This window comes from Kitasatospora sp. NPDC005856 (assembly GCF_040629945.1).
In the GTDB taxonomy this organism is placed as follows: Bacteria; Actinomycetota; Actinomycetes; order Streptomycetales; family Streptomycetaceae; genus Kitasatospora.
In genome coordinates, this window is sequence record NZ_JBEXWT010000037.1 from 1 (window position 1) to 23,242 (window position 23,242).

Sequence of the window (23,242 nt, forward strand, 5' to 3'; positions counted from 1 at the left end):
CCGTGGGGAGTCGAGCAGGAGGTCTACGGCCTCCTGCTCGTCCACTACGCGATCCGACAGCTGATGCACCAGGCCGCCCTGCACGAGGGCGTCGATCCCGACCGGCTGTCCTTCACCCGCAGCCTGCGTGTCGTGCGCCGCCAAGTACCCGCCCAGGCGGGACTTTCCCCCCGGCAGGCTCGCCAGGGCACTCACCCGCACCCTGGCTGAGATCGCCGAACGCCTCCTGCCCGAACGCCGACAGCGGACCTGCCCCCGCGTCATCAAACGCAAGATGTCCAACTGGCCCCTCAAACGCGCCCAACACCGCAACTGGCCACCACTACAACCCGCAACAGTCGCGATCACCCAACCAGCGGCAACCTAAAGTCACCGGCATTGAGCTTAGGGGAGATGATCTGCCGACCCGTCAACTATGCGAATCTGGCTGTTAGTTCAGGTCGAAATTGAACTCGGCGGTGACGGGTGCGTGGTCGCTCCAGCGTTCCGCGTGGGAGTCTGCGCGCTCGACGTAGGCCTGGATGGCCTTGGCGGCGAGGCCCGGGGTGGCGACCTGGAGGTCGATCCTCCAGCGGATGGACGCCTTTTCTAAGAGGGCGTTTGATGTGGGCGGATTGCCCTTTATGCCCTGGTAGGTTCCTCGCCATGTTGGTGTGGTTTCGTCCGTTATGCGCTTGGTGAGGTTGTCGATCGAGGCGATGTGGATCATGGCTTCGGAGCTGGCGGGTAGGGTCTCGTAGTCGCGGGTGAGCCGGCGGCGCAACATGATCCACCCGAGACTTCGTTCGACCACCCATCGCCTTTTCGCGACATGGAAGCCGCGGACTTCGGGGTTTCTGTTGACGACTTCGACGTCGATTCCGAGGTTGGCTCCGTGCTCGATCATGGCGTTCTTGAAGCCAGTGTCGACCCAGCTCTTGGTGATGCTTGGGTAGGTCTTCTTGGCCCGGTTGAGGAGGTGTATTCCCACCGCGTTCTCGGACAGGCTTGCGGCGGTGACGGCCACGGCGAGGATCAGCCCGATCGTGTCGGTGAGGATGCCGCGTTTGCGGCCGACGATTTTCTTCGCGGCGTCCGTTCCCTGGCTGGTCAGTGGCACGTTGGTAGAGGTCTTCACGCTCTGGGTGTCGATGACGGACGCGGTTGGTTCAGGTTTGCGTCCTTCTTTCACACGGGCCAGGCCAGTCAAGTCGTAGTTGAGTTCCGCAAAGATTCCCTCGTCACGCCAGGCCGCGTAGTAGGCATAGACGGTGCCATGGTTCGGAAAGTCGTGCGGCAGGTACTTCCAGGGGATTCCCGTGCGGTTGACGTAGAGAATCGCGTTGAACACGTCGCGCAGTTCGACCTGGGCTGGCTTGCCGGTGGGCCTGCGGTCGAGCCGGGCTTTCCTCCAGGCCGTCAGTTTCGGCTCGATCAAGGCCCATCGGGCATCGGAAAGGTCGCTGGGGTACGGCTTCCGCTGGCTCATGGCACAGCGTCAGCACGGATAGGTCGGAGGATCGCGTTCCGGTGCCCGTTGGGCGTTTCTGTGACTTCTTCAAACCAGACGGATTTCAGGGAACAGAATGGGATGAGTCGGACAGTCCAGCTGGCAATCGAGGACAGAGCAATCTGCTCCTATCAACCATAGAGTTCCCAAAGCGGACAGGGATGAAAGCGGCATATAGGAAGATGGCTGCCAAAACGCCCACTCAGGTCATGTCCGGCAACCTTCCGCACCTCGGGGGAACCTCAGCTGGACGGGGCGCGGCGCAAGGCGTGGGCCGAGAGCGGCTTCGCCCTCGCCGTCCGCACGGCGACCCCGCAGGCGTGGGCGGAGCTGGTGGCGAGCGGACTGCCCCTGGTCCAGGACGCGGGCTTCACGGAGATCGCCCCGGGCAGTTCCACGGTGGTGGCGGACCACCCGGCGCTGCGGCGCCCGTGAGCGCACCGCCCTGACGCCGGCACGGCAACGTAGCGGGTCAGGTGCGCGCATCCCGACCCATCCCCGCCGCGTGACCCGGCAACCCGGCGAACGTGTGCGGTCACCGCGGTACGTGGCGGAGGCGAGTGATGCACGCCGCCCCTCACAGGAGGCGCCGCACGGCCTCCATGATCGCGTTCCGGCAGTCCTCCGGGTCCGACGTCAGGACAGTCGTCGCCGGCATGCTCGCGGCATTCGTCGGGCTCCAGGCCGAGGCGATGGCCAGGACGAGGGTGAGAAGTGTGGCCGGGGTGAAGCCCGGTGTGCCCACTCCGCCCTTCCGAACCGCTTCCAAGGAGGCGAGCTTGTCGTCGTGGGTCTGCTTGGCGACGGAAGGGTCCCGTTCCACGGCAGTGCCGCGTTCCAGCCGGTGCCAGGTCGCCAGGCGGAGCACCTCGGGGTGCTTCTGGTAGAAGTCGAACAGCCGCCCGGCGTAGCCCGGAAGGTCGTCAGGTGTGAAGGGCACCATGTCGAGGCCGCGCCCGAGGTGTGCGTCGAAGACGGCGTCGAAGAGCCCGTCCTTGTTGCAGAAGTAGACGTAGATGAGGTTCTTGTTCGCCGAGGCGACCTTGGCGATCCGGTCGACGCGGGCTCCCGCGATCCCGTACGCCGCGAACTCCTGGGTCGCTGCGTGGAGGATGCGCGCCTTCGTGGCCTCGGCTCGGGACATGGGAGTCATGCTAACAGCGCCTACTGGATCTTGCCGGGGCGTAGGACCCGGTGCCCTCGCCAGGTGAGCGCGTTCGCCGCTGGAACCACGGTGGATTCGTTTGAGACATGAGGCGATTCGTTCGGGAGTCCCGTCGGTGGTCTTGCTCCGGGTGAACCGGTGAAGGGGAGAAGTGCCTCGCCGGAACGGTGAGTTGCCACCGCCCGGCGATGACCGGGCCGACGGTCGGCGCGATGCGCAGACCCACGACGAGGCAGGCCGGGGGCCGCGGCGACGTGCCCCTCGCGATCAGGGGCCGGTGCGCAGCGTGTGTCGTCACCGCAGTCCGAAGGCGTCGATCACTGCCTCGGAGGCGAGCAGCATGACGGTGCACCACAGGGTGACACCGGCCATCAGCCAGCCGATCAGCCGCCACCGGGGCAGGCCCAGCGCCGTGCCAAGCATGGCCGATCCCCAGGTGCCGAAGAGCGCAGGCCCGATGATGCCGAAGCCGATCACGCCGTACCGGTTCACCAGGCGCCGGGCCCGTCGGCCGGTGGGGCCGTCAAGGCGGTTGCGGCGGTTGCGGCGGTTCTCGGGCGGCGGCCCGGCGGTGACGGGCCGCCGCTTCGAGCGCCAGAGCAGCCAGCGGGTACGCAGCCACCCGGCCGCGAAGACGGCGGACAGCAGGCATCCGGCCGCGCCGAGGAGTACGGCGACGAGCGCGACGGGCGGGGGGAGGGAGGAGAGGCCGAAGGGTACGGCCGGGGTGCCCAGGGCGAATCCGGCGAGCACGGCCAAGGCGAAGTTCAGCACGCAGCACTCCTCATCTCGGGGACGGGCGCCACGTCGGTTCGCGGCGACAGTGAGTTAACTAACCAGTTACGCTATCGCGGTGACCACCTCACCATCCGCCTCAGCATCCTTGCCGGGCAGTTCGGTTGAACGACTGGCGGCATCCAGGTACGTACTTCTCACGACGTTCCGCCGGGATGGGCGGGCCGTGCCCACTCCGGTGTGGGTGATGGGGGACGGGGACTGCCTGGCCGTGTGGAGCGCGGCCGACGCCGGCAAGGTCAAACGGATCCGCAACAGCGGCCGGGTGACCGTCGCTCCCTGCAACTGGCGGGGAGTCCCGAAGGGGGAATCCGTGCCCGGTGTCGCCGAGTTGCCCGCCGACCGGGACACCGTCCACTACCTCGACCTGATGAAGCGCAAGTACGGCCTCGTCGCGCGGGTCGGCTTGCTGGGCAGCCGACTGAAGGGGTCCCGGTACCGCGCGGTGGGCATCCGGATCCGACTCGCGGAGTGACCCTCGCGGACCTCCGTCGCATCCGGCCATCGCTCTTTGCCCGAAGTCGTGTTGACGGGCCGTCGGATCTCGGGCAGCCTTGCCTCGGAATATTAACCATCCAGTTAGTCAATCTGTTTCGAACGGAGTGGCACCGCCATGTCGGCATCCACCACTGAGCTCACCAGCATCCCGCCCGAATCAGGACCCCCGTCCCCGCGGTCCTCGCTGCGGTGGTGGGCGCTGGCCGTGATCGGCCTGGCCCAGTTGATGATCATGCTGGACGCCACCATCGTGAACATCGCGCTGCCGTCCGCCCAGGCCGACCTGGGCTTCTCCGACAACGACAGGCAGTGGGTCGTCACCGCCTACGCACTCACCTTCGGCAGCTTGCTGCTGATCGGCGGGCGTGTCGCCGATCTCTTCGGCCGCAAGCAGGCCTTTCTCGCGGGTGTCATCGGATTCGCCGCCGCCTCGGCGCTCGGCGGAGCCGCCGGCAGCTTCGAACTCCTGGTGCTGGCCAGGGCGATCCAGGGCATCTCGGGTGCCCTGCTGGCCCCGGCGGCCCTCTCCCTGCTGACGACCATCTTCACCGACGCCAAGGAGCGGGGCCGGGCCTTCGCGATCTTCGGTGCCATCGCGGGCGCCGGCGGCGCGCTCGGCAACCTGCTCGGCGGCCTGCTGACCGAGTACCTCAACTGGCGTTGGACCCTCTACATCAACCTGGCGTTCGCGGCGGTGGCGCTCCTGGGCGGTCTGCTGCTGATCGAGCGTCAGTCGCGGGCGGAGCAGCGCCCCAAGCTCGACGTCCCCGGTGCGGTACTCGTCACCCTGGGGCTCTTCGGCCTGGTCTACGGGTTCTCCAACGCCGAGTCGCGCGGGTGGAGTTCTCCCGCCAGCTGGGGTCTGCTGGTCGGAGGCCTCGCCCTGATCGCCCTCTTCGCGTACTGGCAGTCGACGACGGCCGGGCCGCTGCTGCCCCTGCGCATCCTCCTCGACAGGGATCGAGGCGCCTCCCAGATCGCCATTCTGGTCGCCACCGGAGGCATGTACGCGGTCGCGTTGTTCCTCGCCTACTACATGCAGCAGACGCTCAAGTACACCCCGGTCGAGGCGGGGCTCGCCTTCCTGCCCATCCCCGCCGCACTGGTCGTTGCCTCCGCCCTGGCCGTGGGGGTCCTGATGCCCCGGGTGGGGCCGAAGATCGTGATTCCCCTCGGGATGGCGCTGCTGGGCGTGGGCATGGTCTGGTTCACCCGCCTGGATCTGGACAGCACCTACACGGGAGGCATTCTGCCGCCGCTGCTCGTCCTGGGCCTCGGTCTCGGCCTGGTCTACGCGCCGGCGATCGACCTGGCCACCTACCGGGTTCACGAGGATGACGCCGGGGTGGCCTCCGCGGCGGTCAACACCTCGCAGCAGATCGGTGGTTCGTTGGGGATCGCCGTTCTCAACACGCTCGCGGCGACCGCCGCGGGCAGCTATCTCAGCAGTCGGCAGGCCACGCCCGAGGTGATCGCCGGGGCGGCGTTGCACGGCTACTCCACCGCGTACTGGTGGGCGGCCGGCCTCGCAGCCGTCGGGCTCGTCGTGACCTTCGCGCTGTACCGTCCCGGTGTTCGGGAGAAGTCCCCCGACGCGGTGAAGGCCGTCGCCATGTGACACCTGCTCCACGAAGTCCCTCCATCCTTGAATCGCAAGCAGCCCCCGGGGCCGTGCCGCGCCCCTCGGGGGCCGGTCGCCGCCCCGGGGGCTGCTTGGTCGGGCCGCCCTTGAGCGACTGATGGCGGAAGCCGAGTACGGCACCCGCAGTCCTCCCCGGGCTCCGGGGCGGCACGGCACGAAGCCGCCTCGGCCCGACGCCCGGTAGGACGGTGCGTAGGGCCTGTTCGGCGGCCTGCGGGTCGTAGTCCCCGAAGTGCTGGAGGACGGCGGACCAGGGTTCGCGGTAGGTGGCCCAGTCGTCGGCGGGCTCGCCGGCGTTGTAGGCGTCCTTGACCTCTTCCGCGTTGAAGTACGCGGTCAGGGAGGGGTGGGCGCCGCGGTCCACGGACGTCAGCTGCCCGTTCTGGCGCAGGCTGACCCGGCCCCAGACGCCGATCTCGGGGTGTGTGCCGAGTTCGGCGTTCGGCACTTCCAGGACGATGGCGAAGACGTTCTTGTCGGCACCCCAGTCCACGCCGGTCCACTGGAACTTGGCGACGATGCCGTCGAGGTCGGCGAAGAACGGGTCGCTGCGGAACCCGGCGTAGAACGTGTACGGCCCGGAGTGCGCCGCGGTGGTCTCGGCGCCGAGGTTCACCGGCACGTCGATGAAGAGCTCCTGGCCGAGGGCCTCGTGGGAGCGGGCCTGCTCGCCCGTGGCCCGCAGGACGGTGACGCTCTGGCGGCCGTCCTCAGGCGGGGAGAAGACGAAGCTGTACGCCACGTCGGAGCGGTGGTCGCCGTCGGTGTCGACGTTGACGCGGTAGACGGCGTCCGGGTGGAACGCCTGGCCGCCGGTGGGGGCGACCGGGTTGACGTTCAGGATCAGCACGGTCCGGTCGCCAGGCACGGTGAAGGCGAACAGGTCCGTCATGTCGAGGCGGGCGTCGTCCAGGGGGAGCGGAGGTTTGGGCCGCTGAGGTGATGAGACATGCCCACCAGCATGAGCAGCCCTGCCCCTTCGTGCCCGGCTGGCGGGCTCTTCGTGCCGCGGATTCACACCGATGCCGCCCCGCCGCGTCCGTCGGGCCGTGCCGGTGGAGCGGGTCACCGAGCGGGCTCCCCGCCGCCGACGCTGACGGCCGCGCCTTGTTGCCGGCCCGTTGTCCATCGATTGTCTGCCGGGACGCTGGGCTCAGGTGCTGCCCGGGGTGCCGCGGCCGTGTTGACCAGGGCGTTGACTGCATGCCGACGAGGTCGTTGATCGTTTGTCTACCAGTACCCCTGACCGTATATCAGGTCCGGTCGCGGACTCGGCGGCTTCCGGACGGGGCCGCCGGCGGACGACTCAGGAGGACTCGCATGTCCCGTATTCCCCTTCGCGTCCGCGCCGCGGCCGTCGCGGCGGCCGCTTCCCTCGTACCACTCCAGCATGACTGTGACATTCCTGCCGCCCAGTCCTGCCCGAAGGGATTTTTGGCATGACAACCGTGCGCCGCACACTTGGCGTTCCGCCATTTTTCTGCCCTTTGCCCGACGCCGTGTACGACAAGCCGGAGGAAATAGATGCCGGCGCCGTCGCCTGGATGTTCCGGCAAGGGTTCCGCAAGGAGGGTGACTGGCTGCCGCGCATGAATGCGGGTTCGTACACCGCACACTGCATGCCGTACGTCCTCGACCGGTGCGCCGAGATCATCACCCATGTCATGTACTGGGGCGGTGCCTGGGACGACGACCTCGACGTGATCCCGGGGCTGGACCAGCCCGCACCGCTGACGGTCCACGTCAGCCGTCTCAAGCACATCCTCGCCTCGCCCAAGTCCGTCGTGCCGCCCGGAGACGCGTACCTCTCCTCCTTCCAGGACTTCTGGAACCACATCTCCACCGTGTCGACCCCGGGCCAGCTCGAGCACCTGCGCCAGGGTTTCTGCAGCTACTTCGACGGCGTGCTGTGGAAATGTGCGAACCAGAGCCTCGGTGAACTCCCCGAACTGGGCGACTACCTGATCATGCGTGGCAACGATGTGGCCGGCCCCTGGCTGACCGCACTCACTCCGATCGGCGGCGGCTACGAACTGACCGCAGCCGAACGCCTCGATCCCCGGGTGCGCGCCGCCTCCGAAGCCGTATCCGTCATCGTCGGTCTCGACAACGACCTGATCTCCATTCACCGGGAGAATCTCCAGGGCTTGTTCGACCAGAACGCCATCAGCATCATGGTGCGCGACCGGCAATGCACGCCCGAGGAAGCGGTCGCCGAGGTCCGCGCGCTGCGCGACCGAATCATGTCCCTTTATCTGAATCTGCGTGACCAGGTCTCCGCGACCGCCCGCCCGGAACTGCGGCGATACGTCCACGAGATCGGCTACTGGATTCGCGGGCACATCATCTGGGCGGACTTCACCACCCGTTACTGCGCGCCTGTCGACCCGGAGACCGGCGAAGAACAGGACTTCGGTGGCTACGGCCTGGTCTGGGCCGACGAGCCGGCTGACGCCAACCCTGCGCCCCTGCCGATTCCACAGATCGCCTGGTGGTGGGACCAGTTGGAGAAGTGACAGCGGCGACGCAAAGTCCGACAGGTCCACAAGTTCGCCACCAACCGCATGGAGGTTTGTTCCGTGACAGGCCAGGAAACCCGCAGCTACACGAAGGGCAGCGCACCGAATGCCCTGCCCGTGCTCGGGCACGCGAATCAGCTGCGCAGCGACCCGCTCACCTTCCTCCGATCACTGCCCGAGCAGGGCGATCTCGTGAAGATCATGGTGGGGCCGACCCCCATGTACATCGCGTGCCACCCTGATCTGGTCCACGAGATGCTGACCGACAAGGTCAAGGACTTCGTCAAGGGCGGTCCCGTGATGGACCGCGTGCGCACGGTCCTCGGAGACGGGCTGGTCACGGTCGACGGCCTCGTCCATCGCAAGCAGCGACGCCTGATCCAGCCGTCCTTCCACCCTGCGCGCATCGCCGAGTACGTCGGCATCATGCAGAAGCAGGCAGCCGCGTCGGCTCATGAATGGCCGGAAGGCAAGAACGTCGACCTCCTGATGCAGATGGGCAACCTCAGCGCCGACGTGGCGCTGAGCTGCCTCTTCTCCGAGCCCGGTGAGGGCGAGGTGCGCCGGGGCGGTCACCACGGTCTCCCGACGGCCCTGAACACCGTGATCGACGGCATGTTCTTCCGCATGCTCAACCCGCTGCCGGCGCTGTCCTTCCTGCCCACTCCCGGCAACCAGCGCTACAAGCGGGCGGAGGTGCAGCTGCACCAGGTGGTGAACGAGACCATCGACCGCTACCGCCGCTCGGGCGACGGCGGCGGTCTGTTGCGCACGATGATGACGGAGGTCGACGAGGAGGGGCACCGCTTCACCGACCAGGAGCTGCACGACCAGTCCATCACCCTGCTCCTCGGAGGCGCGGAGACCACCGCCGTCCTGATGTCGTGGATCTTCCACCTGCTGCACGAGAACCCGCAGGTCGCCGCCAAGTTGCACGCGGAGCTCGACGAGGTGCTGGCCGGCCGCCCGGTGACGGCCGAGGACCTGAAGAAGCTGCCGTACACCCGCAACGTCGTCGCCGAGGGTCTGCGCCTCTACCCGCCGGCCTGGCTGCTCAGCCGTCGTGCCGCTGTCGACACCACGCTCGGCGGGCTGCCCGTGCCGGTCGGCACCGAGCTGTCGTACAGCCCCTTCCTGCTGAACCGGGACGCCCGCTACTTCGACGCCCCCGACAGCTTCGAGCCGGACCGGTGGCTCACCATGTCGACCACTCCGCGCAAGGGCGCCTACCTGCCCTTCGGCGCCGGGAACCGCAAGTGCATCGGTGACGCGTTCGCCCTCACCGAGGCCCAGGTCATCGTGGCCACCGTGGCCCAGTACTGGAAGCTGGACCGCGCCCCGGGCACCCGCCCCACGCGCGCCCTCGTGCGGATGAGCCTGCGTCCCGACCAGCTCACGGTGGTGCCGACCCGTCGGCAGCCGGCACGCGAGCCGCAGTCCGCCGCGAGCTGAACCCGTTCCGTTCGACCGACAGGGGCCCGGCGGGTGCCGCACCGGGCCCACCCCTGCCCGGCATGCCCTCCACCATGTGAACCCGCATGTACGGAGGGCATGCCATCCGGCGCGGCCCGAACACCCACCGCTCGCCCCTCCCTCGGCGACCCGCACCTGCGGTGCGGCCCGGCGACTGCCGGGACCCTCCTTCGCCCGGCCGGAAAGTGATGCCTCTCGGCGCTTTCCCTCCCATGCCACGTCCTCGCGGACGCGGCCACATGGTCTTGACGAACAGGAGTAACGACATGAACTCGACCACCAGCCTTCGCGAGCCGGGAGCCGACGCCCTGGACTCGGTTCATCTGCGCGGCCTGATCGACGAGCGATTGAACGCCTTCCTCGACGCCAACTGCGACAGGCAACCCCACCTGGTCTCGCTCATCGAGCACCTGCGTGGCTTCCTGACCGCCGGCGGCAAGCGCATCCGGCCGCTCTTGTGCATGGTGGGCTGGCACGCGGCGGGCGGATACGGCGACACGGGGCCCGTCATCGGCGCGGCGGCCTCGCTCGAACTCTTCCACGCCTTCACCCTCATCCACGACGACGTGATGGACGCCTCCGACACCCGGCGTGGCCGTCCGACCCTCCACCGGACGCTGGAGACGGGTGCGGACGCCACGACCGCCGAGCGGTTCGGCACCAATAGCGCGATCCTGCTCGGCGACCTGGTCATGGTGTGGTCGGACGAGCTGCTGTACTCCAGCGGCATCGACCACGAGCGACTGGTCGCCGTCCGACCGCTGCTGGACGCCATGCGCACCGAGGTGATGATCGGTCAGTACCTGGACCTGCTGGCCACCGGGAAGCCCAACGAGGACGTCGAACGGTCGCTGGCCGTGATCCGCTACAAGACGGCGAAGTACACCGTGGAGCGGCCGCTGCACATCGGCGCGGTCCTTGCCGGAGCGGACCAGGCCCTGCTGGACGTCTTCACCGCCTACGCCCTTCCGATCGGCGAGGCCTTCCAATTGCGCGACGACCTCCTCGGCGTCTTCGGCGACCCGTCCGAGACCGGCAAGTCGGTCCTGGACGACCTGCGGGAGGGCAAGGCGACCGCTCTGATGGCACACGCCCTCCACGCCGCCGGCGCCGAGCAGGCGCGGATGCTGAGGTCCCTGGTCGGCGACCCGGACCTGGACGAGGCAGGTGCCGAGACGGTTCGCGGGATCCTGCGGGCCACGGGCGCCGCCGACAAGGTAGAGCAGATGATCACCGATCGTGTGCAGCGTGCCCGGCGGGTCCTGGACGAGACCCCGTTCCCGGACGAGGTCAGGAAGACCCTCGAAACCTTCGTCACCACCACGACACTCCGGACCACCTGAGCACCACGTCGGCGCGGGTCGCCACCGTCCCGGCGCCGCCACACGCGTCGCTCGCCTCGCGAGCCCACCCCGTCCGGAACCCGCTGCCGGGGGCGACCGGGGGAGAACCGGCCCGGCACCCGCCGGGGACGCGGTTCCGCGAGCACGCACCGTCGGGTGCGGCTCGACGCCCTGGCCCGCCCTGCGCGATGACATCGCTCGCGCCGGCGGCCGCGACCGCCGGCCACGGTGGTCCGGGGGTGGCCCGGGCATGACGCGGCGCGCGGTCGAACGGGCTTACTTCATTCCTTCCTAGAAATCTGGATGACGCGATCTCAATGGAATTTCGACAAGGGGAGCTGAGCACGTCGACTCCACCGGCCTCGGCGGCAGGGACAGCGGACAGCCGCCGTGCTCGCTCGGTCGGCACCGGCCACGCCCATGCCAAGGCCATTTTGCTGGGGGAGCACGCGGTCGTCTACGGAGCCCCGGCGCTCGCCCTGCCCGTTCCGCAGCTGTCGATCACCGCCAGCGCCGGGTTCTCCACCCGCGGTGAAGAACCGGCAGGTGTGTCCTTCACGATGACCGGATCCGCCTGGAAGGAGGTCGGAACGCAGGCATCCGAGGGGCTGCGTCGGCTGACCACCGACTTCAGGGCATCCACGGGCATCGACGACGGCCGGCATCTCGATGTGATCATCGACGGTTCGATCCCGCTCGGCAGGGGGCTCGGCTCCAGCGCGGCCTGCGCCCGTGCCGTCGTCCTCGCCCTGGCCGACCTCTGCGGCCGCGGGGTCTCGCAGCGGACGGTGTTCGACCTGGTGCAGACCGCCGAGAACGTGGTGCACGGCAAGGCCAGCGGCGTCGACGCCATCACCGTCGGCGCGAGCGCGCCGTTGCTGTTCCACGCGGGCGAGGCCCGCACGCTGCTGGTGGGCTGCGACGCGCTGTTTGTCATCGCGGACAGCGGCACCGTCGGCAGCACCAAGGAAGCGGTCGACAAGCTGCGGGAGAGGTTCCGACTCCACGCCGGAGCACAGGAGCGGTTCGTCCGCCGGGCGTCGGAACTGACCAGCGAAGCCGTGACCACCCTCGCCGCCGGCCGGCCGGAGGAACTCGGCTTCCTGCTGACGGAGTACCACGGAATGCTCCGCGAGGCCGGGCTGAGCACTGACCGGATCGAGGGGATGGTGAGTGCCGCGCTCGCCGCAGGAAGCCTCGGCGCCAAGATCACCGGGGGTGGACTGGGCGGCTGCGTCCTCGCTCTGACCCAGCCCGAGCAGGCGCGAGAGGTCACCCGGCGGCTGCACGAAGCGGGGGCCGTGCAGACGTGGATCGTCCCACTGAGGAGGCTCGTCACGCATGTCTGAGCAACAGATCACCGTGCGCCGCCCGCAGGACCGGCAGGGCGCGAACGGGGCCACCGCCGTCGCGCACCCGAACATCGCGCTGATCAAGTACTGGGGGAAGCGCGACGAGCGCCTCTTCCTGCCGTGGACCAGCAGTCTGTCGATGACTCTTGACATCTTCCCCACGACCACCCGGGTCCACCTCGACGCCGAGGCTCCGGACGACGAAGTGACCTTCAACGGCGCACCCGCGGCGGGCGAGGAGCGGCGGCGCATCGCCGGGTTCCTCGACCTGGTGCGCCGGCGGGCCGGGCTCACGCACCGGGCCGTCGTCGACACCCGCAACACCGTACCCACCGGGGCGGGCCTGGCATCCTCCGCCAGCGGCTTCGCCGCGCTCGCCGTCGCCGCCGCCGCCGCGTACGGACTGGACCTCGACGGCACCGGTCTCTCCCGCCTGGCCCGCCGCGGTTCCGGCTCGGCCTCGCGGTCGATCTTCGGCGGCTTCGCCGTCTGGAACGCCGGCAACCCCACGGCGCCGCCCGAGGAGGCCGACCTCAGCTCCTACGCCGAGCCGGTACGGACGGGCGACCTCGACCCCGCACTGGTCATCGCGGTGGTCAACGCTGGCCCCAAGGAGGTGTCCAGCCGCGCGGCGATGCGCCGCACCGTCGAGACCTCGCCCCTGTTCGAGCCTTGGGCCGCGTCGAGCCGGGACGACTTGACCGAGATGAGGGCGGCGCTCCTGCGCGGCGACCTCGACGCGGTGGGTGAGATCGCTGAGCGCAACTCTCTCGGCATGCACGCGACCATGCTGGGCGCGCGCCCAGCGGTGCGCTACCTCGCGCCCGCCTCGCTCACCGTCCTCGACAGCGTGCTGGGGCTGCGGCGCGACGGCATACCGGCCTACGCGACCATGGACGCCGGACCGAACGTCAAGGTGCTCTGCCGTCGTACGGACGCCGACCGGGTCGCCGAGGCCGTGCGCGACGCTGCCGCGGGCGGCACCGTGCACATCGCCGGGCCCGGACAGGGCGCCCGCCTGGTGGACGCGGGCGGACGATGACCTCCGGGCGAACGGTCGTCCGCAGTGCGCCCGGCAAGCTGTTCGTCACGGGCGAGTACGCGGTGGTGGAGCCCGGTACCCCGGCCATCGTGGTGGCCGTGGACCGGGAGATCACCGCCACGGTGACCCTCTCCGAAACGGCCGACGTCGTGATCTCCTCCGATCTCGTCCCCCGGGCGGTGAACTGGCGATGGCTCGACGGCCGGCTCCACGCTCCCGGCACGGAGAACGGGGAAGCCGACGGACACGGCGCGCGGGGCGCACTGACGCACGTGGTGGCAGCGGTCGAGACCGTGGGACGACTGCTGGCCGAACGCGGCCTGCCCATGCCCGGGCTGGACCTCTCGATCGGCAGCCGGCTGCATGACAACGGCCGCAAGTACGGCCTGGGGTCGAGCGGCGCGGTGACCGTGGCCACGATCGACGCCATCACGTCCCTGTGCGGACTGGACCTCTCACCCGACGCCCGGTACCGCCTGGCCGTGATCTCCTCGGTCGGGATCGACCCCGTGGGCTCCGGCGGTGACCTCGCCGCCAGTACCTGGGGCGGCTGGATCGCGTACCAGGCACCCGACCGGGCCTTCGTGCTCGACCTCACCCGCCGGCACGGCGTCGAGGAGGCGTTGCGCACGCCCTGGCCGGGCCACTCGGTCCGGAGGCTTCCGGCCCCGCGCGGCCTCGCCCTCGAAGTCGGCTGGACCGGCAACCCGGCCTCCACCGCCTCGCTCGTGTCCGGTCTGCACCGCCGGATCTGGCGCGGCACCGCGTCGCACCGCGCGTTCGCGGAGACCTCCACCGACTTCGTACGCGCCTCGATCACCGCTCTCGAGGCCGGCGACGACCAAAGCCTGCTGTACCAGATCCGCCGTGCCCGGCGGGAGTTGGCCCGCCTCGACGACGAAGTCGGGCTCGGCATCTTCACACCCGAGCTGACGGCCCTGTGCACGGTCGCCGAAACCGTCGGCGGTGCCGCCAAGCCGTCGGGCGCGGGCGGCGGCGACTGCGGCATCGCGCTGCTCGATGCCGAGGCCATGCACGACATCTCACATGTACGGCAGCGGTGGGCCGCGGCCGGGGTGCTGCCCCTGCCCGTCCGGCCCGCCCCGGAAGGGACCGAGAAATGAGCGCTCAGCGCAAGGACGACCACGTCCGGCTCGCCATCGAGCAGCAGGACACCCGCAGCGGGATCAACCAGTTCGACGAGGTGTCCTTCGTCCACCACGCCCTGGCCGGCATCGACCGGCCGCAGGTGTCCCTGGACACGACCTTCGCCGGGATCTCCTGGCAGGTGCCGCTCTACATCAACGCGATGACCGGCGGGACCGCCAAGACCGGCGTCATCAACCGGGGTCTGGCGATAGCGGCCCGCGAGACCGGGGTACCCATCGCGTCGGGCTCGGTGCACGCCTACCTGAAGGACCCGACGTGCGCCGACACCTTCCGCGTCCTGCGCCAGGAGAACCCCCACGGTTTTGTCATAGCAAACGTCAACGCGACGGCATCGGTCGACGACACCCGGCGTGCCCTCGATCTGCTGGAGGCCGACGCCCTGCAGATCCACGTCAACACGGCGCAGGAAACGGCCATGCCGGAAGGCGACCGGTCCTTCGGGTCCTGGGTCCCGCAGATCGAGAAGATCGCGGCGGCCGTTGACGTACCCGTGATCGTCAAGGAGGTCGGCAACGGCCTGAGCCGGGAAACCGTCCTGCTGCTGCGACAACTGGGGGTCCGCGCGGCGGACGTCGGCGGCCGGGGCGGCACCGACTTCGCCCGGATCGAGAACGGCCGGCGACCGCTCGGCGACTACGCGTTCCTCCACGACTGGGGCCAGTCCACCGCCGCCTGTCTCCTGGACGCTCAGAGCGCCGGTCTTCCCGTGCTCGCCTCCGGCGGCGTCCGCCATCCCCTCGACGTCGCCCGCGCCCTGGCCCTGGGCGCCTCCGGCGTCGGGGCCTCCGGAGTGTTCCTGCGCACCCTGCTCGACGGCGGTCCCGAGGCGCTGATCGAGCAGCTCACGAACTGGCTGGACCAGCTCGCGGCCCTCCAGACCATGCTCGGCGCGCGCACTCCCGCCGACCTCGCGAGCAACGACCTGATCATCCACGGCACCCTCCGTTCCTTCTGCGCCGACCGGGGCATCGACACGGGGCGACTCGCCCGGCGTTCCCGATCGGCCGACACCCTTCACAACGCGACAGGAAAAGCACAGTGACCGACACACACGCCATTGCCAGGGTCCCCATGAAGTGGGTCGGACCCCTTCGAGTCTCCGGGAACGTCGCCAACACCGAGACCCACGTTCCCCTCGCCACCTACGAGACACCGCTGTGGCCCTCCGTGGGCCGCGGCGCGAAGGTGTCCATGCTCACCGAGCAGGGCATCGTCGCCACCCTCGTTGACGAGCGCATGACCCGCTCGGTGCTCGTCGAGGCGACCGACGCCCAGACCGCGTACACGGCCGCCCGCGCCATCGAGGCGCAGATCGAGGAACTGCGCGCCGTGGTCCGCAGCTGTAGCCGGTTCGCCGAGCTGCTCACCGTCCGGCACGAGATCGCGGGCAACCTGCTGTTCATCCGGTTCGAGTTCAGCACCGGCGACGCCTCCGGACACAACATGGCCACGCTCGCCTCCGACAATCTGCTGACGCACCTGCTGCGGACCATTCCGGGAATCTCCTACGGATCGATCTCCGGGAACTACTGCACGGACAAGAAGGCGACCGCGATCAACGGCATCCTCGGCCGCGGGAAGAACGTGGTCACGGAACTGCTCGTCCCGCGCGACGTGGTGGAAGGCGTCCTGCACACCACTGCCGCCAGGATCGTCCAGCTGAACATCCGCAAGAACCTGCTCGGGACCCTGCTGGCCGGCGGCATCCGCTCGGCCAACGCCCACTACGCCAACATGCTGCTCGGCTTCTACCTGGCCACCGGCCAGGACGCGGCCAACATCGTCGAGGGCTCCCAGGGCGTCACCCTGGCCGAGGACCGCGACGGCGACCTCTACTTCTCCTGCAATCTGCCCAACCTGATCGTCGGCACCGTGGGCAACGGCAAGGGCCTGGAGTTCGTGGAGACGAACCTGACCCGCCTCGGCTGCCGCGTGGACCGCGCCCCCGGCGAGAACGCGCGCCGGCTCGCCGTCATCGCGGCGGCGACGGTCCTCTGCGGCGAGCTCTCGCTGCTCGCGGCGCAGACCAACCCGGGTGAACTCATGCGTGCACACGTCGAACTGGAGCGCGGCAACAAGACAGCAAAGGTCGGTGCCTGAACATGTCCAACGCCGCTTCCTTCGGAATCCACGATCTGTCCTTCGCGACGACCGAGTACGTCCTGTCGCACGCGGCACTCGCCGAGTACAACGGCACGGAGATCGGCAAGTACCACATAGGCATCGGCCAGCGGTCGATGAGCGTGTGCGCCGCGGACGAGGACATCGTGACCCTGGGGGCCGCCGCCGCGGCCCCGATCATCGCCCGGCACGGTTCCGAACGGATCCGGACGGTGGTCTTCGCGACGGAATCCTCGATCGACCAGGCGAAGTCCGCCGGCATCTACGTGCATTCACTGCTCGGCCTGCAATCGGCCTGCCGCGTCGTCGAACTGAAGCAGGCCTGCTACGGAGCCACGGCCGCCCTGCAATTCGCCATCGGACTCGTACGACGCGACCCCGACCAGCAGGTCCTGGTGATCGCGAGCGACGTCTCCAAGTACGAACTGGACAGCCCCGGCGAGGCGACCCAGGGTGCCGCCGCGGTGGCGATGCTGGTCAGCGCCGACCCCGCCCTGGTCTGCATCGAGAACGCCTCGGGCCTGTTCACCGCCGACGTGATGGACTTCTGGCGGCCGAACTACCGCACCACCGCCCTCGTCGACGGGCAGGAATCCGTCGAAGCGTACCTGCAGGCGGTCGCAGGCAGCTGGAAGGACTACGGCGAGCAGGGCGGGCGCACACTCGACGAGTTCGCCGCGTTCTGCTACCACCAGCCGTTCACGAAGATGGCCTACAAGGCACACCGCCACCTGCTCAACCACGCGGGCCACAGCGCCGACCAGGCCGACATCGAGCACGCCATCGGGCAGACCGTGGCCTACAACACCTCCATCGGCAACAGCTACACCGCCTCGGTGTACCTCGCTCTCGCCGCGCTGCTCGACCAGGCGGACGACCTGACCGACCGGCCCATCGGCTTCCTCAGCTACGGTTCCGGCAGCGTCGCCGAGTTCTTCGCGGGCACGGCCGTCCCCGGCTACCGCGAACACCTGCGGACCGCAGCGAACCTGGCGGCGATAGCCAGGCGCAAGCCGGTCGACCACGCCCGCTACCGCGAGCTGCACGAGTGGTCCTTCCCGGCCGACGGAGGAGACCACCCCACCCCGCAGCAGACCACCGGGCCCTTCCGGCTGGCCGGCGTCAGCGGTCACAAGCGCATCTACCAGGCGCGCTAGAACACCTGCGATCCCGAACACCTGTGGTCCCATGCGTGCGGGGGCAGCCTCCGCGGCTGCTCCCGCACGCGCCCGCCACGGCCGCAGGCCAGTTCTACACACACCGTTCTCCATCCATTTGAGGGGAGGGCAGCCGTATGACCGACGTCAGGATTCTCGGTACGGGTGCCTATGTGCCGGAGCGAATCGTGTCCAATGACGAGGCCGCGGCGGCGGCGGGGGTCGACGACGCGTGGATCACCGACAGGACCGGCATCCGGGAACGGCGATGGGCTGCCGACGGCCAGGCCACCTCGGACCTGGCCACCGCCGCGGGGCGTGCCGCGCTGCGGTCGGCCGGCATCTCCGCCGAGGAGCTGTCCGTGATCGTGGTCGCCACGTCCACACCCGACCGGCCGCAACCGCCCACCGCCGCCTACGTCCAGCAGCGGCTCGGCGCGAGCGGCGCGGCCGCGTTCGACGTCAACGCGGTCTGCTCCGGCACGGTGTTCGCGCTCTCCGCGGCCGAGGGCGTACTCGCCCGCACCGGCGGCCATGCGCTGGTCATCGGTGCGGACCTGTACTCCCGCATCCTGAACCGGGCCGACCGCAGGACCGTGATCCTGTTCGGGGACGGCGCCGGAGCCGTGGTCCTGGGGGCGCCGGTCGACCACGGACCACGTGTCCGGCACCTCTCACTGCACTCGTTCGGCGAACTGTCGGGGCTCATCGAGGTGCCCGCCGGCGGCAGCCGCATGCCGGTGGACCAGACGGTCCTCGACGCAGGGCTCCAGTACTTCGCGATGGACGGGCGAGGCGTGCGGAACTTCGTCGGTGACCACCTGCCGCAGCTGGTCAAGGGATTCCTGCACGAATGCGGTGTCGCGCCCGACGACATCGACCACTTCGTACCGCACCAGGCCAACGGCACCATGCTGGACAGCGTCTTCGCCGACCTGGCACTGCCTCGCGCGACCATGCACCGCACCCTGACGCGCTACGCCAACACGGGAGCCGCCTCCATCCCGATCACCCTGGACGCGGCCGCCCGCGCCGGAGCCTTCACCCCCGGCGACCTGATCCTCCTGGCCGGCTTCGGCGGCGGCATGTCGGCGGGATTCGCGCTGGTCGAGTGGTGAGAAGGTCCGGGCCGGTGGGGAAAGCGCCGTAGCCGAGGAACGGGCCGGCGGCCCCCACCGGCTCGGCGCGGAACGCCGAGCCGGCCCGTGCCGCGGGCCTCAGCTTGATCTTTAACCTCGCGCGGCGAGGTGGGCCTGGAGCGTGGATTCGCGTTAACGGTCTTGCCGACGTCGTGGCGGGGTTGCCCTTGCCGAAAACGTCATCCGCTCTGATCAGGCAGCATGTTGGTACTCATGGAGGAGGCCGCCGAGTCGGTCGCGTCGTCGTATGTCGAGGCGGGCGATTCGCCCTGGATCGGTGATCGGTTGGGGGAGTGGGTGGAGTGGGTGGAGTGGGCGGGCGTTGGCGATGCCCTGGTGTGGCCGGTGCCCGTTGTAGAACGTCTCGAACTCGCGTAGGGAGTGCAGGAGATGGCGCTGGTCCCAGATCAATGTCCGGTCCAGTAGTTCTCGCCTGCAGGTTTGTACCCAGCGCTCCATGATGGAGTTCATTCTCGGCATCCGGACGCCGCTGAGTACCACCTCGATGCCCGCGTCCTTGAGTACCTCGTCGAACAGTTGCGGGAACTTCCCGTCCCGGTCCCGGATCAGAAAGCGGGCCCGACAGCCGGCGTCCTCAAGATCCATGACGAGATTCCTCGCCGTCTGGGCCACCCAGGCTGCGGTCGGATGCGCGGTCACGCCCAGGACCCGGATGCGGCGGCTGGCGTGTTCGATCACCGCGAACACGTACAACCGGGCCCCGGACAGGGTGACTGTCTCGAAGAAGTCGCACGCGAGGAGCGCGTCGGCCTGGGAGCGCAGAAAGTCCGCCCACGTGGTGGAGGTCCGCTCGGGTGACGGCGGGATCCCGGCCTTCTGGAGCATCTCCTACACCGTGGACGCGGCCACCTTCACGCCGAGGACGAGAAGCTCGCCGTGAAGGCGGCGGTACCCCCACCCCGGATTCTCTGCGGCCAGGCGCAGGACCAGGGCGTGGATGGAGCGTACGGTACGCGGCCGCCCTCCGCGCTTGGGACGGGATCGGGCAGCGTGACGGCGGGCGACCAGGTCGCGGTGCCAGCGAAGAACGGTGTCCGGCCGTACCAGTCGCCGCATCCGGCGGAGCACCTGCGTCGGCAGGTGGTGGAACAGTGCCGCAAGGAATGCCCGGTCGCTCGCTTCGAACCGGACCCGCTGCCCGCCCAGCTGCCGTTCCAGCACCGCGATCTGATGGCGCAGGGCCAGGATCTCCACGTCCTTGTCGCGGTCGCTCATCGGCAGCAGACGCAGCATCGCGAACGCGTTGGTCACGCCCAGGTACGCCAGTCTCAGCAGCACGATCCATCAGCCTGGCACGCTCATGCGGGCACCCGTGGCCGTTCGCGAGAATGCGCAGGTCACAGGCCCCGGATGAGGTTTTCGGCAGGAGCAAGGCCGAGGATATGCTGCGACCCCACGTGTTCGGTGAGCCCTCCACTGAGCACGTCTATGGTGCCGAGCCCTGAGCGGCGCTCAAGCATGTGCTCCGGGTCGGTCTTCGCCTACACGCCCTCCTGCGCGGTGAGGGCGGTGGACCGAGGCGGGCCCATCCGAGTTTTACAGGTCGAGTCGTTTCCCTTGCGGGTGTTCGGCCTGTCGGGTGTGACTGTGCGATCTCCGCGGTGTGGTCTGTGGTGGGGTGATGGGCAGGCGAGCGCCCTGGTTCTGCCCCCGGTCGGATGTAGCTGTGACCGAGCGGCCTCACCAGGGCGCGTCATCTTCCGTTAGCGTTAATGGAGTTGGTTGAAGTCGAAGACTGCGGTCACTGGTGCGTGGTCGCTCCAGCGCTCCGCGTGGGAGTCTGCGCGCTCGACGTAGGCCTGGATGGCCTTGGCGGCGAGGCCCGGGGTGGCGACCTGGAGGTCGATCCTCCAGCGGAACGACGCCTTTTGTAAAAGGTCCACCCGTTCGAGCGCAGCCTGTTCGAGGGTGTCTGCTGGCCTTGGCGGTAGGGGAGGCCCATGGGCAGCATGACAGCTTTGGCGCCGGTCCGGGCGGTGGTTGGTTCGCGTGTCTCGGACACGCATGGTGACGAGGGCAAGGTCTCGCACCTGGTGCAGGCGGAGTCGGCAACGCGGCACGCGCTGGCGAAGGAGTGGGAGATCGTCGGGTCCTTCGAGGACCTGGATGTCTCGGCGGAGGTCACGCCGTGGAAGCGCCCGGACCTTGGGCCGTGGCTCACCGAGCGCCAGGGTGAGTGAGACGCGTTGGTGTGGGCGAAGGTCGATCGGGCGTTCCGGTCGGCGAAGGACTGTGCGGACGTGGCGCACTGGGCGGAGGAGAACCACAAGGTCCTGGTGTTCACCGACGACGGGATCACTCTGGACTACCGGGAGGGGAGGGAGTCGTCGTTCGGGAATGAGCTGGCGAAGGTGTTCCTGATGCTGGCGTCGATCTTCGCGGAGATGGAGCTCAAGCGGATCAAGGCTCGCGTCTCGGCCGCGCACAAGCACCTGCGCAAGACCGACCGGTGGGCGGGCGGGCAGCCGCCGTACGGGTACCGGATTGTCGACCGCCCCGGTGGCGGCCGGACGCTGGAGCCGGACCCGGTCACCTCCGAGGCCGTCCGCTACATGGGCAGGCTGCTCCTGGAGGGGCAGAGCCAGTGGATGATCGCCACGGCGCTGGAAGCGGCTGGGTTCGACACGCCGTCGATGCACGCGTTCAAGAACCAGGGCGAGTCGTACTCGAGCAAGCGGAAGACTGCTCCGTCGAACCACTGGAACCCGACCAGTGTGGGGAAGATCCTGCGTTCGCCGGCGACGATGGGCCTGAAGCTGACCGGCCGCTCCGTGAAGGCGCGTAAGATCGCCCGCGACGCCAAGGGCCTGCCGATCCGCATGGCCAAGCCCCTGTTCACGGAGGAGGAGTGGGCAGCGATCCAGGCCGCGATGAACGAGCGGTCCATCACGAAGGAACGCTCGAACGGCGCCTCGCCCTGGCTCGGCGTGCCGCACTGCGACCGCTGCGGCGACCGGTTCTACCGGCAGGTGAACCTCGCCAAGAACGGAAAGATCTACGAGTACTACCGCTGCGCGAAGACGGCCGGCAAACCCGCCTGCAAGGGCCAGTCGATCAAGGGCGAGCGCGTCACCACCGCGATCACCGCCCTGGTGGAGCGCTTGGCCGGGCTGGCGATGACGGTGCGCAGGTTCATCCCCGGCGAGGACCACACCGAACAGCTCAACCACGTCACCGTGGCGATGAAGGATCTCCGGGAGGAGAAGCGCCGCAACCTTTTCGACTACCCGGGCGGCGACGACGAGTACGCCGAAGCCCTCGAGGCTCTGGTTGACGAACGCCGTCGCCTCGCCGCCCTCCCACAACGCCCCTCCGCCTGGGTGGAAGTCGAGACCGGCCAGACCTTCGCCGACGCCTGGACCCAGGCTGACCAGGAGCACCGCCGGCAGCTCCTTCTCGGGCTCAAGGTCCGCCTTTACATGACACCGGCCATCGAAGGGTGGTACCTGCCCGCCGAACTCGAAGCACGAGTACCGAACCTGGAACGCGCTGGAAGCTCGGCGTAGGTCGGGTGATCCGGGATCGTTGTGGGCCCGAGACGTGCGCGGGTGCGGGGCTGCGCGTGTGCTGGAGTTGAACCGTGCTGCCACCGCTCGCGTCAGGGCCCCGATAGTGCGAGGGCTCGGCGGCGGATCTCCGCAGCCTTGGCGTCGTCGGTGCCCGAGACCGTGTCGATTCCGGCGTGTGCCGATTCGCCGTCGGCGGTCACCGCGATGAATGCTGTGCGCGGGTTGGCCCGGGCGGCGGCTTCCAGAGCCTGCCCGAAGGCGGGGCCGACGGCGACGACCAGGTCGCAGTGCTGGGCGGAGAGCCCGGCGAGGTAGGGGAGCGCTTGGTCACTGGTGGGGGCGGGGACGAGGAGCTGCTGGGCGTTCAACTGCCTTTGCCTGGAGGCATCCTGGAGGGCGTTCCAAATCGCGCCAGTGTCGCTGCGGGCGCCGGCTTCGGAGACGTCGCCAGTGAGGCAGGCGGTGCGGCGTCCGGCGATGTTGGAGGGGGTGATCGGGGCTGGGTGACCGTCGCTGTCGTCGTCCGTTCCGAGGGCGAAGAGTGCGGCGACGCAGACCATGGCCAGGGCTGACGCGAGTCCGAGCACCCAGCGCAGGCGCGGGCTGGTGGGGAACGTCATGACGGAGTGCTCCTGGTGTCCAGCCGTGTGCGGCGGCGCGTGATGGCGACGGTCAAGTCTTGCCCAGCGGTTTCTTTCCCAAGGTAAAGAAAATGAAAAAATTCTTAAGATCATGTCTAGAAATTATGAGACAGTGCGGCACATATCGGCCACGGTTCCGTCAATTGTGCTCTGTACCAAGAGCGCT

18 protein-coding genes and 5 pseudogenes are annotated in these 23,242 nt (G+C 69.0%); 16 read left to right on the forward strand and 7 right to left on the reverse strand.

From position 1 onward, the window contains the following. Positions 1-210, forward strand: a pseudogene (locus tag ABZ449_RS22430) (IS4 family transposase); the annotation flags it as partial. A 421-nt stretch (positions 211-631) separates the two neighbouring features. On the opposite strand, the pseudogene ABZ449_RS22435 reads toward ABZ449_RS22430, so the two are convergent. Next, positions 632-1,468 (reverse strand): annotated as a pseudogene (locus tag ABZ449_RS22435) (IS5 family transposase); the annotation flags it as partial. A 264-nt stretch (positions 1,469-1,732) separates the two neighbouring features. On the opposite strand from ABZ449_RS22435, the pseudogene ABZ449_RS22440 reads away from it, so the two are divergent. Continuing rightward, positions 1,733-1,924: pseudogene (locus ABZ449_RS22440) on the forward strand (peptidyl-tRNA hydrolase); the annotation flags it as partial. Between the two features lie 142 nt (positions 1,925-2,066). Here the strand turns inward: ABZ449_RS22440 and ABZ449_RS22445 are convergent. Beyond that, the gene (locus ABZ449_RS22445; protein ID WP_360348557.1) at positions 2,067-2,633 is read right to left on the reverse strand and encodes a TetR family transcriptional regulator; all 567 of its coding nucleotides are present in this window, start codon (positions 2,631-2,633) and stop codon (positions 2,067-2,069) included. Positions 2,634-2,948: 315 nt separating this feature from the next. Then, positions 2,949-3,428, reverse strand: coding sequence for a hypothetical protein (locus ABZ449_RS22450; protein WP_224279320.1), 480 nt, complete (start codon positions 3,426-3,428; stop codon positions 2,949-2,951). A 79-nt stretch (positions 3,429-3,507) separates the two neighbouring features. On the opposite strand from ABZ449_RS22450, the gene ABZ449_RS22455 reads away from it, so the two are divergent. Continuing rightward, complete coding sequence (locus ABZ449_RS22455; protein WP_360348560.1) at positions 3,508-3,924, forward strand: PPOX class F420-dependent oxidoreductase; 417 nt, start codon at positions 3,508-3,510, stop codon at positions 3,922-3,924. Positions 3,925-4,062: 138 nt separating this feature from the next. Then, on the forward strand, positions 4,063-5,565 hold the full coding sequence (locus ABZ449_RS22460; RefSeq protein ID WP_360348563.1) for an MFS transporter: 1,503 nt from the start codon (positions 4,063-4,065) through the stop codon (positions 5,563-5,565). Between the two features lie 292 nt (positions 5,566-5,857). Here the strand turns inward: ABZ449_RS22460 and ABZ449_RS22465 are convergent. After that, positions 5,858-6,718, reverse strand: a pseudogene (locus ABZ449_RS22465) (DUF4331 family protein); the annotation flags it as partial. Between the two features lie 310 nt (positions 6,719-7,028). Here ABZ449_RS22465 and ABZ449_RS22470 point away from each other — a divergent pair. From ABZ449_RS22470 to ABZ449_RS22515, 10 genes are all read left to right on the forward strand, one after another. After that, on the forward strand, positions 7,029-8,105 hold the full coding sequence (locus ABZ449_RS22470) for a terpene synthase family protein (protein ID WP_360348565.1): 1,077 nt from the start codon (positions 7,029-7,031) through the stop codon (positions 8,103-8,105). A gap of 63 nt (positions 8,106-8,168) precedes the next feature. Then, positions 8,169-9,560 carry a cytochrome P450 gene (locus ABZ449_RS22475; protein ID WP_360348568.1) on the forward strand — a complete coding sequence of 464 codons (1,392 nt, stop codon included), beginning with the start codon at positions 8,169-8,171 and terminating at the stop codon, positions 9,558-9,560. Between the two features lie 287 nt (positions 9,561-9,847). Further along, positions 9,848-10,924, forward strand: a complete 1,077-nt coding sequence (locus ABZ449_RS22480) for a polyprenyl synthetase family protein (RefSeq protein WP_360348571.1) — start codon at positions 9,848-9,850, stop codon at positions 10,922-10,924. Between the two features lie 317 nt (positions 10,925-11,241). Continuing rightward, the gene (gene mvk / locus ABZ449_RS22485) at positions 11,242-12,273 is read left to right on the forward strand and encodes a mevalonate kinase (protein WP_360348574.1); all 1,032 of its coding nucleotides are present in this window, start codon (positions 11,242-11,244) and stop codon (positions 12,271-12,273) included. After that, the gene (gene mvaD, locus ABZ449_RS22490; protein ID WP_360348577.1) at positions 12,266-13,318 is read left to right on the forward strand and encodes a diphosphomevalonate decarboxylase; all 1,053 of its coding nucleotides are present in this window, start codon (positions 12,266-12,268) and stop codon (positions 13,316-13,318) included. Before mvk ends, mvaD begins: the two co-directional genes overlap by 8 nt. Next, on the forward strand, positions 13,315-14,442 hold the full coding sequence (locus tag ABZ449_RS22495) for a phosphomevalonate kinase (protein WP_360348580.1): 1,128 nt from the start codon (positions 13,315-13,317) through the stop codon (positions 14,440-14,442). Before mvaD ends, ABZ449_RS22495 begins: the two co-directional genes overlap by 4 nt. Then, entirely contained in the window at positions 14,439-15,530 is a 1,092-nt protein-coding gene (fni, locus tag ABZ449_RS22500; protein WP_360348582.1) for a type 2 isopentenyl-diphosphate Delta-isomerase, read from the forward strand. The genes ABZ449_RS22495 and fni overlap by 4 nt, the downstream gene beginning before the upstream one ends. Next, the gene (locus tag ABZ449_RS22505) at positions 15,527-16,588 is read left to right on the forward strand and encodes a hydroxymethylglutaryl-CoA reductase (protein ID WP_360348585.1); all 1,062 of its coding nucleotides are present in this window, start codon (positions 15,527-15,529) and stop codon (positions 16,586-16,588) included. The genes fni and ABZ449_RS22505 overlap by 4 nt, the downstream gene beginning before the upstream one ends. Positions 16,589-16,590: 2 nt before the next feature. Further along, complete coding sequence (locus tag ABZ449_RS22510) at positions 16,591-17,766, forward strand: hydroxymethylglutaryl-CoA synthase (RefSeq protein ID WP_224279294.1); 1,176 nt, start codon at positions 16,591-16,593, stop codon at positions 17,764-17,766. A gap of 137 nt (positions 17,767-17,903) precedes the next feature. Continuing rightward, entirely contained in the window at positions 17,904-18,884 is a 981-nt protein-coding gene (locus ABZ449_RS22515; protein ID WP_360348588.1) for a ketoacyl-ACP synthase III, read from the forward strand. Positions 18,885-19,097: 213 nt separating this feature from the next. Here ABZ449_RS22515 and ABZ449_RS22520 read toward each other — a convergent pair. Together ABZ449_RS22520 and ABZ449_RS22525 are read right to left on the reverse strand one after the other, a co-directional pair. Further along, positions 19,098-20,204, reverse strand: a pseudogene (locus ABZ449_RS22520) (integrase core domain-containing protein). A 431-nt stretch (positions 20,205-20,635) separates the two neighbouring features. After that, positions 20,636-20,809 carry a hypothetical protein gene (locus ABZ449_RS22525; protein WP_360348699.1) on the reverse strand — a complete coding sequence of 58 codons (174 nt, stop codon included), beginning with the start codon at positions 20,807-20,809 and terminating at the stop codon, positions 20,636-20,638. Between the two features lie 57 nt (positions 20,810-20,866). Here ABZ449_RS22525 and ABZ449_RS22530 point away from each other — a divergent pair, with 57 nt between their 5' ends. Both ABZ449_RS22530 and ABZ449_RS22535 read left to right on the forward strand, forming a co-directional pair. Then, a complete protein-coding gene (locus tag ABZ449_RS22530) occupies positions 20,867-21,106 on the forward strand; it encodes a hypothetical protein (RefSeq protein ID WP_360348591.1) in 240 nt (79 codons plus the stop codon). A 9-nt stretch (positions 21,107-21,115) separates the two neighbouring features. Further along, positions 21,116-22,432 carry a recombinase family protein gene (locus ABZ449_RS22535; RefSeq protein ID WP_360348684.1) on the forward strand — a complete coding sequence of 439 codons (1,317 nt, stop codon included), beginning with the start codon at positions 21,116-21,118 and terminating at the stop codon, positions 22,430-22,432. Between the two features lie 92 nt (positions 22,433-22,524). On the opposite strand, the gene ABZ449_RS22540 is transcribed toward ABZ449_RS22535, so the two are convergent. Next, positions 22,525-23,055: a hypothetical protein gene (locus ABZ449_RS22540; protein ID WP_360348594.1), complete on the reverse strand. Its 531-nt coding sequence runs from the start codon at positions 23,053-23,055 to the stop codon at positions 22,525-22,527. Positions 23,056-23,242 lie beyond the last annotated feature (187 nt).

What these genes read in the sequence shown, in the direction of transcription:
- ABZ449_RS22445 (WP_360348557.1), bottom strand. Translation starts at nt 2,633, where the DNA reads ATGTCCCGAGCCGAGGCCACGAAGGCGCGCATCCTCCACGCAGCGACC.
- ABZ449_RS22460 (WP_360348563.1), top strand. Translation starts at nt 4,063, where the DNA reads ATGTCGGCATCCACCACTGAGCTCACCAGCATCCCGCCCGAATCAGGA.
- ABZ449_RS22470 (WP_360348565.1), top strand. Translation starts at nt 7,029, where the DNA reads ATGACAACCGTGCGCCGCACACTTGGCGTTCCGCCATTTTTCTGCCCT.
- ABZ449_RS22480 (WP_360348571.1), top strand. Translation starts at nt 9,848, where the DNA reads ATGAACTCGACCACCAGCCTTCGCGAGCCGGGAGCCGACGCCCTGGAC.
- mvk (WP_360348574.1), top strand. Translation starts at nt 11,242, where the DNA reads ATGGAATTTCGACAAGGGGAGCTGAGCACGTCGACTCCACCGGCCTCG.
- mvaD (WP_360348577.1), top strand. Translation starts at nt 12,266, where the DNA reads ATGTCTGAGCAACAGATCACCGTGCGCCGCCCGCAGGACCGGCAGGGC.
- ABZ449_RS22495 (WP_360348580.1), top strand. Translation starts at nt 13,315, where the DNA reads ATGACCTCCGGGCGAACGGTCGTCCGCAGTGCGCCCGGCAAGCTGTTC.
- fni (WP_360348582.1), top strand. Translation starts at nt 14,439, where the DNA reads ATGAGCGCTCAGCGCAAGGACGACCACGTCCGGCTCGCCATCGAGCAG.
- ABZ449_RS22510 (WP_224279294.1), top strand. Translation starts at nt 16,591, where the DNA reads ATGTCCAACGCCGCTTCCTTCGGAATCCACGATCTGTCCTTCGCGACG.
- ABZ449_RS22515 (WP_360348588.1), top strand. Translation starts at nt 17,904, where the DNA reads ATGACCGACGTCAGGATTCTCGGTACGGGTGCCTATGTGCCGGAGCGA.
- ABZ449_RS22530 (WP_360348591.1), top strand. Translation starts at nt 20,867, where the DNA reads ATGGGCAGCATGACAGCTTTGGCGCCGGTCCGGGCGGTGGTTGGTTCG.
- ABZ449_RS22540 (WP_360348594.1), bottom strand. Translation starts at nt 23,055, where the DNA reads ATGACGTTCCCCACCAGCCCGCGCCTGCGCTGGGTGCTCGGACTCGCG.